The 13,240-nt window shown below is 44.9% G+C and carries 12 protein-coding genes; 7 read left to right on the top strand and 5 right to left on the bottom strand.

Annotated features, from left to right (window positions below; translation table 11 throughout):
- Positions 1 to 255: 255 nt before the first annotated feature.
- The 5 genes from GCHA_RS17560 to GCHA_RS17540 all read right to left on the bottom strand — a co-directional run bounded on the left by GCHA_RS17560 (position 256) and on the right by GCHA_RS17540 (position 3,681).
- The gene (locus GCHA_RS17560) at positions 256 to 489 is read right to left on the bottom strand and encodes a hypothetical protein (RefSeq protein WP_318249016.1); all 234 of its coding nucleotides are present in this window, start codon (positions 487 to 489) and stop codon (positions 256 to 258) included.
- Positions 490 to 844: 355 nt separating this feature from the next.
- Positions 845 to 1,804: an FRG domain-containing protein gene (locus GCHA_RS17555; protein ID WP_007990677.1), complete on the bottom strand. Its 960-nt coding sequence runs from the start codon at positions 1,802 to 1,804 to the stop codon at positions 845 to 847.
- A gap of 77 nt (positions 1,805 to 1,881) precedes the next feature.
- Positions 1,882 to 2,295 (bottom strand): hypothetical protein, encoded by a 414-nt coding sequence (locus GCHA_RS17550; RefSeq protein WP_007990676.1) that lies wholly within the window; start codon positions 2,293 to 2,295, stop codon positions 1,882 to 1,884.
- Positions 2,296 to 2,336: 41 nt separating this feature from the next.
- Positions 2,337 to 3,083 (bottom strand): hypothetical protein, encoded by a 747-nt coding sequence (locus GCHA_RS17545; protein ID WP_007990674.1) that lies wholly within the window; start codon positions 3,081 to 3,083, stop codon positions 2,337 to 2,339.
- Between the two features lie 310 nt (positions 3,084 to 3,393).
- Positions 3,394 to 3,681, bottom strand: a complete 288-nt coding sequence (locus tag GCHA_RS17540) for a hypothetical protein (RefSeq protein WP_007990673.1) — start codon at positions 3,679 to 3,681, stop codon at positions 3,394 to 3,396.
- 45 nt (positions 3,682 to 3,726) lie between these two features.
- Here GCHA_RS17540 and GCHA_RS17535 point away from each other — a divergent pair, with 45 nt between their 5' ends.
- The 7 genes from GCHA_RS17535 to GCHA_RS17505 all read left to right on the top strand — a co-directional run bounded on the left by GCHA_RS17535 (position 3,727) and on the right by GCHA_RS17505 (position 13,193).
- A complete protein-coding gene (locus GCHA_RS17535; protein ID WP_007990671.1) occupies positions 3,727 to 4,395 on the top strand; it encodes a GntR family transcriptional regulator in 669 nt (222 codons plus the stop codon).
- A 99-nt stretch (positions 4,396 to 4,494) separates the two neighbouring features.
- Positions 4,495 to 5,373 carry a methylisocitrate lyase gene (gene prpB / locus GCHA_RS17530; RefSeq protein ID WP_007990670.1) on the top strand — a complete coding sequence of 293 codons (879 nt, stop codon included), beginning with the start codon at positions 4,495 to 4,497 and terminating at the stop codon, positions 5,371 to 5,373.
- Positions 5,374 to 5,484: 111 nt separating this feature from the next.
- Positions 5,485 to 6,609 carry a bifunctional 2-methylcitrate synthase/citrate synthase gene (gene prpC, locus GCHA_RS17525; RefSeq protein ID WP_007990668.1) on the top strand — a complete coding sequence of 375 codons (1,125 nt, stop codon included), beginning with the start codon at positions 5,485 to 5,487 and terminating at the stop codon, positions 6,607 to 6,609.
- 135 nt (positions 6,610 to 6,744) lie between these two features.
- Positions 6,745 to 9,351 carry a Fe/S-dependent 2-methylisocitrate dehydratase AcnD gene (gene acnD / locus GCHA_RS17520; protein ID WP_007990666.1) on the top strand — a complete coding sequence of 869 codons (2,607 nt, stop codon included), beginning with the start codon at positions 6,745 to 6,747 and terminating at the stop codon, positions 9,349 to 9,351.
- 1 nt (position 9,352) lies between these two features.
- Positions 9,353 to 10,582 (top strand): 2-methylaconitate cis-trans isomerase PrpF, encoded by a 1,230-nt coding sequence (gene prpF, locus GCHA_RS17515; protein ID WP_083881861.1) that lies wholly within the window; start codon positions 9,353 to 9,355, stop codon positions 10,580 to 10,582.
- A gap of 233 nt (positions 10,583 to 10,815) precedes the next feature.
- On the top strand, positions 10,816 to 12,012 hold the full coding sequence (locus tag GCHA_RS17510) for an MFS transporter (RefSeq protein ID WP_007990661.1): 1,197 nt from the start codon (positions 10,816 to 10,818) through the stop codon (positions 12,010 to 12,012).
- Positions 12,013 to 12,041: 29 nt separating this feature from the next.
- Positions 12,042 to 13,193: a GGDEF domain-containing protein gene (locus GCHA_RS17505; RefSeq protein WP_318249015.1), complete on the top strand. Its 1,152-nt coding sequence runs from the start codon at positions 12,042 to 12,044 to the stop codon at positions 13,191 to 13,193.
- Positions 13,194 to 13,240: the final 47 nt, after the last annotated feature.

The raw sequence follows: 13,240 nt of genomic DNA, 5'->3' as shown, positions 1-13,240 counted from the left end.
TACACCGCTAAGAAAGCAGTGTCGTCGAGTGTCGATTCGAAATGAATAAACATGGGTGTCTTCGTATCTTCCGAACATTTTTAACATGGGTGTCTTCGTATCTTCTGTTGGTCGGTTGCGCGTCTCGCCCAAGATACTCGGGTGACTTGAGTTGGTAGAAAAAGCAGCGACAAAGTCGCCAAAAGCAATGGCTACGCCGCTAAGAAAGCCGTGTCGTCGAGTGTCGATTCGAAGTGATTTAACATGGGTGTCCTGTTAATTCGATTGTTTTTGATCAAAAAAGTAATAAATGACACGTGAACCACCACGCTTACCTTTACCCTTACTTGCAACTCGAAGCTTGCGCAAACCACCTGTACCTTGAATGACATCCCCCTGCTTGGGGTCTGACATTAGCTCAGCCTGAAAGAGCCTAAACTCTTCATCACTGAGGTAGTCATCTCGATATTTCTCAAATATTTTTGATTCTACGAATATACACTTCATCATTAAAGTGTACGCAATTCGCGTATAGTAGGCAAGGAGGGATATAAATGAGTTGTAACAGCTTCATTCACCGACAATCTAACAACGAACATTTTTAACATGGGTGTCTTCGTATCTTCCTAAAAAAGCAGTGTCGTCGAGTGTCGATTCGAAATGAATTAACATGGGTGTCTTCGTATCTTCTGTTGGTCGGTTGCGCGTCTCGCCCAAGGTGCCCGGGGTGACTTGATTCAGTAGGAAAAGCAGCGACAAAGTCGCCAAAAGCATTGGCTACGCCTCTAAAAAAACAGTGTCGTCGAGTGTCGATTCGAAATAAATTAACATGGGTGTCTTGTTAATTCCCTTGTTAATTCATAGGTTACCTTGACATAAAAATTGGCCCTTTTAACTGTGATGATATGCGCTTTGAATGATTAGATATAAATTCATTTTTGTCTAAACCATATTCATTTTTTATGAATTGAGAAACCATATCAATTTCAGGGAAAAGCTTATCTCTGGAAATTCCAATAGTTGCAAGTTGTTTAAGAATTTGTTCTTTATCGGTTGATTTTATAATTACTCTTCGCTCTTTTGGGTAATATAACCATTCGTCTGGAATCGTCGGAATTTGATGTTTATTTCTATCTATACCAAATAACAAAAACGACCCTTCTTGACGAATAACTCGTGGGTTATCTAATTTGGGTTTAACACAAACAACTGACTGCAAATGCATAGGATTAATTTTTTCTAAGAAATACGGTTTTTCTTGTTTAATTATATGCATAAGTTTTAAAGCATGATCATTACTTCTATGGAAAGCTTTGTCATCCCTTTCGTGTTTACGCTCTATTTCAAAATCATCTTTTGCCCACGCTAAACCTGAAATTACACTTACGGTGTCACTATCAAAGTACTTTATTTCTTTTTTGGGAATTTTGAAGAATACAATTTCTCCATCTTTCTCTTTTTCATCTGCACCTACACATGCAAAATATAATGCGACTAATGGATTTTGAGTTATATCTAAAAGCCTTGTGGGTAAATCATAGTGTTGCATTTTCACAAGCTTTTCAAAATTGGTTTGCATATGGGAAAAATCTGCCGGGCACCTCATTAAAATTTCACGAACAATTTTATCTTCATTACTATGCCATTCATTCTTACGATATATAGATGGCTTAATATCATATGATTTATCAGCGTGACCTCGAAACACAATAGTTGTTTCATTATCGGAAAGCTCTGGTATTAATCCAAGGAGAGTTCTTACACTGCCACACTTTGATTCTTTTTTGTCAATTTTGATAATAAACTCCTTGAATACAGTAACCATTTAACGACCCAAGCTTGCGGTTATACTGTGAGCGTACCGAAATCAGCCAGAGAGTTTGGGACCGGTTGAATAGATTATTATGTTCCGGTTTTAAAAAATTCAACCATGACCCCTGATGCTATATTGAAGGGCAAGTTGGATAGACCTGAACTGAAATAGTCTTTGAACGATTTCTTACTTTCTAGAAACCTAGGCACGCTGTTTACTGCATTAAGACCTTTTTGCGACAAGACAACAGCATAGCTGTCAATGCTAGAGCCTTTATCAACTAAAAAACCCTCATGTTTAAGCCAGCTAATAGTTTCGTGGATAGTATCGTCTAAGTTGTCAAAATGAGATTGATAGCTTTCATCATTTTTAGGTGATTCGAAGTAACCGGATATGTTGACTGCCAGATCAACGGTTATCAATTCGGTTGGTAGTGGAAAAGTATCTAAACAACAGTGAAATATTTCAAGTGAAGCTATATTAAACACATCCAAATTATTCATAATTTCCCTTTAGGAACTTAACGCCCCGCTGCCTTGGTTTGTTATGCGCCACCATCCCCTAAAAAAAGTTTTGAACCAAACGCCAATAATGGTTTGTATTTGAGAGTTTTTGCAGCGACTTCATCAACTTTTTTGATTAAATTGACGGTTTTCGCCCATTTCTCTGATTTTTTTATTTCTTTTGTATCTATATCGCTATGAAACTCAATTTCCGCTACTTCTGCAAGCATACCTTTAAATGCTTTTTTGAGGCCGTCAGCACCATGGATGTGGAATCGATTGATTGCGTCCTCACACAAACGAATCAGTTCATTTAAAATTATTTTTAGTGGATCTTTTTTCGGTAGGCTTTCTATTTCGCCCTTTAACTCGGATATCAGTGATCTTATAATTTCTATGTCATTTTTATCTAATACCGCTTCCTTTTTTATCCGAGTTGCGCAAACTTCAAGTAAAGCAGTTTCAGCCTCACTTATTTGACGGACACCTTTGTCAAAGTTAGTAGGAAAAACAATTGTCGCGAGTGAGTTTAGGCCTTTCATATAGACTGCTTTTTCTTCTTCACTCATTTCGCTATTTTCTATGTCCTCAATGAACTGAGCGTACATCTGGTGGAGCGAGACAATACACTGTAGTCCCAATGAGGATTTTGATTTATGATCATTCGCAACATTTTTGTTAAGCAATAATGGGGCTAGCTGATTTACAAACGGCTGATTAGGTTTTAGCTGTTTTAGTAGCGCTAATAATCGACCAGCAGAATTTTGATACTTAACTTCGTAACTCATTCTTTAAACTTCCTTATCAGTGTGCATAACAATATTAATATCTTGTGAAATGCCGTGATTGCATCCGCGTATTAAACACAGCATTTTTCCGCCTTTCCCCATATGTCGTTTTTAGCATACACCGTAACTTATTGTACAGGTTAAATTTTTTCCATTTCTTAAACACGCTTTTGTAGAAATACGGAAAACATCCAAGATCTTGCTGTTATCCGGAAGAGTCGAAGGCAACGAGTATTTTTCTGTGCTCATAAGTAAGCGAAGCGCATGCTTTGCTTTGTTCACCGACTCAAGTCACCCCGAGCATCGAAGGCTAACACTGGGTCGATTGCATGGATACCATAAGCGCAGCGCATAGTGGCCGCAGGCCATAAGTAAGCAGCGAAGCTGTGCTCAGTGCACGCAGTGCATAAGTGGTCAAAGACCATAAGTGGCCGAAGGCCATAAAGTAAGCAAAGCGCATAAACAACTGCAAGGTTGAAAAAACAACGAATTGTCGACAATTCCCACCATTCCCTCTTGAAAAACCAAACAACTTTGCTATATTGTCGACAACATCAGGTTGTTGAGCGATTTTCAGTTCAGCGTAAACCTTACTCACATTCGCTAAAAAACACCTTAAATTGTCGGGAACCAAGCTACGTCCATGCAAAATCTAACCGAACAGCCTATTACTGCTGCTGATAAAACTTTTTTTCAGCTGCGAAAAGACATCGTTGAAGGTGTGGTGCTAGCCGGTTCAAAATTAAGCGAAACCGAATTGTCGACAAAGTATGGTGTAAGCCGAGCAGTCGTTCGTGAAGCGATAAACCGCTTAGAAGCGTGTCATATCGTTGAGCGTAAAGCTAATGTGGGGGCCCGGGTGGTGTCTTTATCAGCAGAAGGGCTGGTGGATCTATACCAAGTTCGAGAGTCCCTTGAAGGCATGGCTGCAAGACTTGCGGCGCAAAACATGACAGACGACGAGATAGCCGACTTAAATGGCCTGTTAAATGTGCACTCCCAAGACGTGAAAAATCACGGCTCTTATTATCAAGAAGCAGGGGATGTGGACTTTCATTACCGCATTATTTTAGGCAGTAAAAATAATCATCTTATCGCTATGCTCGTCAACGGTATTTATCACCTAGTGCGCATGTATCGTGTGCAGTTAGGCATGTCAGGCCCTCGCGTAAGCACGGCGTTTGATGAGCATAAACATATTGTTCAAGCCATTTCGAATCGTGACGGAGAATTAGCTGAAATGCTCATGCGCCGGCATATTTTATATTCGAAAAATAATATTCAGCGCAAATTAGCGCCAGAGCAGGGTTAGCTGTGGCGTCATGTCGCTGTCATCAATTAACCCTTTAATGAATGTACTGGGGTGAATGCTCACCTCATTGCCATATAACTACCTTAAGGAGCAAGTAACATGAGCCCAGGTCAAAAATTTCGTCAAGCGTTAGCGGATAATAAGCCGTTGCAAATCGTTGGTGCGATCAACGCGTATTCCGCCATGATGGCTAAAAAGATTGGACACAAAGCCATTTACTTATCTGGCGGCGGTGTGGCGAATGCATCTTACGGTCTGCCAGATTTAGGCATGACGTCACTCAATGACGTGATTGTTGATGTGCAGCGCATTACCTCTGCCTGTGATTTACCCCTTTTAGTGGATATCGACACAGGTTGGGGCGGTGCATTTAACATTGCTAAAACCATCCGTGATATGGAAAAGGCCGGTGCTGCTGCAGTGCACATTGAAGACCAAGTGGCCCAAAAGCGTTGTGGTCATCGTCCAAATAAAGAAATCGTACCGTTAGATGAAATGGTCGACCGTATTAAAGCGGCCGTTGACGCGCGTACAGACCCAGACTTTTTCATTATGGCTCGTACTGACTCATTCGCTCAAGAGGGGCTCGACTCTGCTATTGAGCGTGCCAAAGCATACGTTGCTGCCGGCGCTGACGGTATTTTCGCAGAAGCGATTAAAACAGAAGAGCATTACCGTGCGTTTGCTGAAGCCTTAGACGTGCCGATTTTGGCCAATATTACTGAGTTCGGCCAAACCGAATTATGGAACAAAAAAGTGTTAGGCGAGTGGGGCGCTGCGATGGTGCTTTACCCATTAAGCGCATTTCGTGCCATGAACAAGGCGGCAGAAAATGTCTACAACGTCATTTTAGAGCGGGGCGATCAAACCTCTGTCGTCGATACCATGCAAACCCGCATGGAGCTGTACGATTATCTGGATTACCACGAGTACGAGCAAAAGCTCGACAACCTTTTTGCCCAAGGTAAAAACAAGTAATTACTTAAATCGCCCTGCGCTAACGAAATAGAGCGGGGTGCCAATGAACAATGCTTGACGTTTTAATAAATACGCCAAAAACGTTAACGAAAACGTATTGAGGAACAAGTTATGGTAGATAAGAAATTAAGTGGTGCAGGTTTACGTGGCCAAAGTGCAGGCGAGACGGCTTTATGTACCGTGGGCAAATCAGGCTCAGGGTTAACCTATGCAGGGTATGATGTATCAGATTTAGCCGATAACGCCACATTTGAAGAAGTCGCGTATTTGCTGTTTAACGGTGAATTGCCCAATCAAGGCCAATTAGATGAGTACAAAGCGACACTGCATAAACAGCGCGACTTGCCGCAAGCGTTAAAAAACGTACTAAAGCTTATTCCTAAAGACGCGCACCCAATGGATGTGATGCGCACGGGCTGTTCGTTCCTAGGGAATATTGAACCTGAAGTAGATTTTTCTCAGCAGCATCAAGCGGCGAATCGCTTATTGGCGGCTTTTCCGGCAATCATGTGTTACTGGTATCGCTATAGCCATGAGGGTGTTGAGATTGATTGCACCACAGATGAAGATTCACTCGGCGGGCACTTTTTAGCGCTCTTACACGGCAAAACACCGTCAGAGCAGCACCGCAAAGTGATGGACGTTTCGCTAATTTTATACGCAGAGCACGAATTTAACGCATCTACCTTTACTGCACGCGTATGTGCTTCAACCTTGTCTGATATGTTCTCTTGTATTACCGGCGCAATCGGTTCGCTGCGCGGCCCATTGCACGGTGGTGCTAACGAAGCAGCGATGGACATGATTCAAAAATTCAGTTCACCGCAAGATGCCAAAACGCAAATGGCAGGAATGCTTGAACGCAAAGAAAAAATCATGGGCTTCGGCCACGCTATTTATCGCGAGTCTGACCCGCGTAACGTGATCATCAAACGGTGGTCAGAGAAACTTGCCGAAGAAAATGGCGATACGTCCTTGTATGATATTTCTGTCGCCTGTGAAGAATTTATGTGGGACACCAAAAAACTGTTCTGTAATGCTGACTTCTTCCATGCATCTGCCTATCACTTTATGGGGATACCGACTAAATTGTTCACCCCCATTTTCGTATGTTCACGCTTAACGGGCTGGGCTGCACATGTAATGGAACAGCGCAGCAACAACCGTATTATTCGCCCAAGTGCGGATTATGTTGGGCCTGAGCCACGAAAAGTGTCACCTATTAGTCAGCGCTAAGCTGTAACAAACACAGGCGAGCGCTAAGGCATTCGTCTGTGTTTGGTTGGCTTACTATTTTCGCCAGTATCTGCATTTCTCTCTATCAAACAGGTTATGACTGGCGCGTTGTTACTCTCGTATTTAAGGACCGCTATGAATACTGATTACCGTAAACCTCTTCCTGGCTCCAAGCTTGATTATTTCGATACCCAAGCTGCTGTTGATGCCATTACCCCAGGCGCTTACGCCAAATTACCTTATACCTCAAAAGTATTGGCTGAAAACTTGGTTAGGCGCTGTGAGCCAGAACATTTAACAGATTCACTAAAACAGCTGATTGACCGTAAACGTGACTTGGACTTTCCGTGGTTTCCAGCACGGGTGGTGTGCCACGATATTCTCGGCCAAACGGCATTGGTCGATTTGGCTGGCCTGCGTGATGCCATCGCTGAAAAGGGCGGCGACCCGTCTAAAGTGAATCCTGTGGTGCCAACGCAGCTAGTTGTGGATCACTCGTTAGCAGTCGAACATGGCGGCTATGATAAAGATGCATTTGAGAAAAACCGCGCCATTGAAGACAGACGTAACGAAGACCGTTTTCACTTTATTCAGTGGACTAAAACCTCGTTTAAAAACGTTGATGTTATTCCATCGGGTAACGGGATATTGCACCAAATCAACTTAGAACGCATGTCACCAGTGGTGCAAAAACTCAACGGTGTTGCCTTTCCTGATACGCTAGTGGGCACTGACAGCCATACACCTATGGTTGACGCCTTGGGCGTTATTTCTATTGGCGTAGGCGGCTTAGAAGCAGAAAGCGTCATGCTTGGGCGTGCATCCTATATGCGTCTGCCAGATATCATTGGTGTTGAACTTACTGGGCGCCCACAAGCGGGGATCACCGCCACAGACGTGGTGTTGGCCTTAACGGAATTTTTACGAAAAGAAAAAGTGGTGTCGTCGTATTTAGAGTTTTACGGGGAAGGCACCAAGCATTTGACCTTAGGGGATCGGGCAACCATTTCGAATATGACCCCAGAATACGGCGCAACAGCGGCCATGTTCTATATCGATCAGCAAACAATTGATTACTTAACGCTGACAGGGCGTGACGACGAACAAGTTAAATTGGTCGAGACCTACGCCAAACATACCGGCCTGTGGGCCGACAGCCTAGAAATGGCTGAGTACGAGCGAGTGCTTAAATTTGACTTATCGACGATTGGACGCAACATTGCTGGGCCGTCAAACCCGCATAGCCGCGTGCCAACCAGCGAGTTAGCTCAGCGCGGTATCAGTGGGGTAATTGAAAACGAAGAAGGCAAAATGCCCGATGGCGCCGTGATCATCGCTGCAATTACCAGTTGTACTAATACCAGTAACCCGCGCAACATGGTGGCGGCGGGCTTAATTGCGCGCAATGCCAACAAGCTAGGGTTAACACGTAAGCCTTGGGTGAAAAGCTCATTGGCTCCTGGTTCAAAAGCGGTTCAGCTTTACTTAGAAGACGCAGAGCTATTGCCTGAACTGGAACAGCTTGGCTTTGGCGTAGTGGCGTTTGCTTGTACCTCGTGTAATGGCATGAGTGGAGCTCTTGACCCAGCCATTCAACAAGAAATTACCGATCGCGATTTATACACCACAGCTGTGTTATCGGGTAACCGTAACTTTGATGGGCGTATTCACCCTCACGCTAATCAAGCGTTTTTAGCTTCGCCGCCTTTAGTGGTCGCGTACGCGATTGCCGGCACTATTCGTTTTGATATTGAGCGCGACATTCTAGGTCATGACCAAGACGGCAATCCGGTTACGTTAAAAGACATTTGGCCAACCGATGAAGAAATTGACGCGGTAGTCAAAGCCAGCGTTAAGCCAGAGCAGTTCCGTAAAGTGTACGAGCCTATGTTCGATTTAAAAGTTGAATACGGTGCGCACATTAATCCTCAGTACGATTGGCGAGCGCAAAGTACCTATATTCGCCGCCCTCCCTATTGGGAAGGGGCATTGGCTGGCGAGCGTAGTTTGTCAGGCATGCGCCCATTAGCGGTATTAGGTGACAACATCACCACGGATCATTTATCGCCGTCAAACGCCATTCAGCTCAATAGTGCTGCAGGCGCGTATTTGCATAAAATGGGCTTACCAGAAGAAGACTTTAACTCTTACGCGACTCATAGGGGCGACCATTTAACGGCGCAGCGAGCCACCTTTGCTAACCCGAAACTGTTTAATGAAATGGTGCAAGAAGTCACCGCCGACGGGCAACGCAAGGTTAAACAAGGCTCTTTGACACGCCTAGAGCCACAGGGTACTGAGATGCGTATGTGGGAAGCCATTGAAACTTATATGCAGCGCAAGCAGCCATTGATTATTGTGGCCGGTGCAGACTATGGCCAAGGTTCGTCACGTGACTGGGCTGCAAAAGGTGTACGCTTAGCTGGGGTCGAGGTGATTGTGGCTGAAGGGTTTGAGCGTATACACCGCACAAACCTGATTGGTATGGGCGTTTTGCCACTGGAATTTATGCCAGGAGACAATCGCCATACTTACCACATTGACGGTAGCGAAACCTATGACGTGCTTGGTGAGCGCAAGCCAGGGGCGAAAATGACCTTGAACATAACCCGTAAAAACGGCGAGCAGGTGAGTGTGCCTGTGAAGTGTCGTATTGATACCCAAGAAGAATCATCAATTTATGAAGCGGGCGGTGTTTTGCAGCGCTTCGCACAAGACTTTCTTGAAGCAACGGTAGGCTAATATGAGCTCTCAACATAAACTGCACCGGCCTCAAATAAGAATACCGGCAACCTACATGCGCGGAGGCACCAGTAAAGGGGTGTTCTTCGCACTGAGTGACTTACCAGAAGTGGCGCAAAAACCAGGCCCAGCGCGTGACAATTTATTGTTGCGGGTGATTGGCAGCCCAGATCCTTACGCTAAACAAACCGACGGCATGGGCGGGGCCACCTCGAGCACTAGCAAAACAGTGATTTTGTCGAAAAGCGATAAAGACGACCATGATGTGAATTATTTGTTTGGTCAGGTCGCCATTGATAAAGCCTTTGTGGACTGGAGCGGCAATTGCGGTAATTTAACCGCGGCTGTAGGCTCATTTGCCATTACTAACGGTTTGGTCAAGGCCAGTCGAATTCCGTATAACGGCATCGCTGAAGTGCGTATTTGGCAACAAAATATTCGAAAAACCATTATTGCTCATGTGCCGATCACAGATGGTGAAGTGCAAGAAACCGGAGATTTTGAGTTAGACGGAGTGACGTTTCCTGCAGCTGAGGTGCTGATCGATTTTATGCATCCTGCCGATGACGGTGATGCAAGCGCACAAGGCCCAAGTGGTATGTTTCCTACGGGCAATATCGTGGATACCCTTGACTCACCAGAGCTTGCCGCCATTGGCCTGTCAAACTTGCAAGCGACCTTAATCAACGCAGGTATACCGACTATTTTCGTGAATGCGGCAGATATCGGCTACAACGGCACAGAGTTGCAAGATGTCATTAATGGCGATCCTGCGGCATTGACCAAATTTGAAACTATTCGCGCCCAAGGTGCTGTGCAGATGGGGTTAATCAGTGACATAAGTCAAGCCGCCTCTCGTCAACATACGCCTAAGGTGGCTTTTGTTGCGCCGCCAACGCCTTATGTTTCATCAAGTGGAAAGGCTATCGCGTTTAACGATATTGACGTGCTAGTGCGCGCTATGTCGATGGGGAAACTACATCACGCAATGATGGGCACGGCTGCGGTGGCCATTGGTACAGCCGCCGCTATACCCGGCACCTTGGTGAATTTGGCTGCCGGAGGCGGCGAGCGAAATGAAGTGCGTTTTGGTCATCCATCTGGCACGTTAAAAGTCGGAGCTGCAGCAGAGCAAATCGACGGTCAGTGGTCTGTGATAAAGGCATCAATGAGCCGCAGTGCTCGAGTATTGATGGAAGGTTGGGTGCGTATCCCTCAAGACAGCTTTTAGCGGGTAACTGAAGGGTACTGGGATTGGTAGCTCACGTATTTGCCGCGTTTTGGGTGACGTTACGTTAGTGCCCCATTAATTCAAGCTATTGGTAAGCGACTTTGGCCTTTGCTAAGGCCGCTTTTTTATTTTATTGAAGCAGCTTTTGAATCAAGAGTGGAGCAAGAGAACATCAAAAGTGAATCAGTCTTGAAGCTGTATCTAGCCATTTTCTTTAGAGCGTGTGACCAAGCATGATTACTCCTCATACTTCCGCATTTTGGCGTGCCACGTTAGCCTTGTGTTTAGGCTCGTTCATGGTTTTTGCCAATTTGTACGTGACCCAGCCTTTGCTACCCATGATAGCCGAGCATTTTGCCGTGTCTGCGCTGCAATCAAGCGCCAGCTTTACCATCACGACGTTTACGCTTGGGGTGTCTTTACTGTTTTACGGCCCACTGTCTGACGCGATGGGTCGCAAGGGAATTATGCTGTTCACTATGTGCGGGATAACGGCAACTACCCTTATGCTGGCCTTTGCCATTGATTATCAGAGTTTGCTGATTTTACGTGCTGTGCAGGGCTTTTTTCTTGCTGGATTACCAGCCATCGCCGTGGCTTACATGAGTGATGAGTTTAATGCTGATGCTCTGATGTTAGCCGTCGGTATTTATATTAGCGGTAATTCTCTTGGCGGTATTGGCGGGCGATTATTGGGCGGTTTTTTAGGTGAAAACTTTGGCCTAGCAGGCACTTTTGAATTCATGGCTCTGCTAAGCTTGCTGTTAACCATGGCCTTTTTTTGGTTATTGCCACCGTCTGTGCACTTTTCGCCTAAACCCTTACGTTTGAAACCCATGCTAGCGCAAATGGGCGCGCATTTGGCGAATAAACGCTTGTTGTTGAGTTACTTGATTGGTGGCTTGAGCTTCTTTATTTTTGTGAATCAGTACAGCTTTATTACCTTTGTACTAAAAGATGCGCCTTATCAGCTATCCGCTCAGTTCATCGGGATGCTGTTTCTAACCTATTTATCGGGTACATATGCATCCGCCATCTCAGGCAAGTTAGGTAAGCGCTTTTCTCAACCGGTTTGTATGATGGCCGGTACGGTGATCATTATATTTGGCTCAGGGATAACGTTACTGCCTTCTTTGTATGCCATTATTCTAGGGTTACTTATTAATGCCTTTGGTTTCTTTTTAACGCACTCCACAGCAAGCAGTTGGGTGAGCTTGAACGCGCAGGGGGGCAAGGCTAGCGCGTCCTCTCTTTATTTAACCTTTTATTATATTGGCGCCAGTACAGGAGGCATTTACCTTAATGTGTTCTGGCAACAAGGGCATTGGTCTGGAGTAGTGCTGGGGTCTTGGTTGATGCTGTTGGTCGTTTTATGTTTAGGCTATTGGCTGAAAAAAATTGGGCATTCGGTCAAAAGTAAGACATCATAGCGGGGTAGAAAAACGCACTAAATGGAATTTTGTCGCTACAAAGCGTGCGTCATGCAACGCTAGCGAGCAGTATTGGAGTGATTCAAATGTACATGGATGTACCAAGTAAAACGTCAGTTAACCTTAAAAAACTTAGGATAACCTTAAGTATGGGAGGCTTATTGATACTGAGTTTTATCGGTATCGATTTATTATTGCTGCCCGAGGTGCTTCACCAAGCGTATTACATCTCCCGGCTGGGGATGCAGTTTCCATTCTTGTTAACCCTTTATCTGCTGACTTTTTTGTCAAATTACAATGCGCTTCACAAGCATGTTTTATGGCTTGGCGTGCTTGGCATAACCTATGCGAATTTCTGGTTGCTCGTTCAGTGCTGGACCCAAGCTGGATTAGTGTTCGCCTGGGAAGGCACGCTATTGTACGGGCTTTTCGGCATGTTCATTCTTCGCATTAACTTTATATATTCACTTATGTACGCCGTGCTCAGCCTTGTGGGATTTGCTTGGATAATCATTCACTATCCGATGTATGGTGAGCTAGGTTCGATAAAATTTGGCTTCTTGCTGTGTGGCTTTGCCGTTAGTTTAGTGGGGGTAAAGCAGATAGAGAGTGGCTTTAAGCGTTTTCAGCAAGTAAATAAGAAGTTGTTATATTTAAATCAAATTGACCCACTTACCGAGTTATATAATCGAGGCGCAATGGAGCAAAATTTCCAGCGGATGCTGTCGATTGCTGCACGAACGAATACCAGAATAAGTGTTTTTATCGTCGATCTAGACAACTTCAAGGATTTCAATGACGGATACGGGCATTTGCGCGGAGATGACGTTATTCAATTGCAGGCACAGATCCTGCGCCAAATTTTTAATCGAGAAACGGATATGGTTGCGCGCTTCGGTGGCGAAGAGTTCGTGGTGGTCTCTCTTGGCAATACCACTGCAGAGTCCGAGGCTCAGGCCGCACGCGTGTTAGCAGCATGGCAGCAAAATAATGTTGCCCACGGTAAAGGTAAAGGGCAGCGTATTGTAAGCTGCTCCATTGGTTTAATTAACACTGAAGTTAATAAGAGCACTGAGAAAGAGCGGTTGTTTGAAATGGCTGACAGTGCCTTGTATGAAGCGAAAAAACGCGGCAGAGCGCGTTACGTCAGCGCAATAAGCTGCGAGCTTGCCCCTGCTTAGTACATGAGCTCATAAGCTGTCTGTACTGATACTCAGTGCCGGCATGC

This window comes from Paraglaciecola chathamensis S18K6 (assembly GCA_000314955.1).
Classification (GTDB): domain Bacteria; phylum Pseudomonadota; class Gammaproteobacteria; order Enterobacterales; family Alteromonadaceae; genus Paraglaciecola; species Paraglaciecola chathamensis.
The sequence above is the reverse complement of the archived record's forward strand: the minus strand, read 5'-3'. Positions and strand labels throughout refer to the sequence as shown.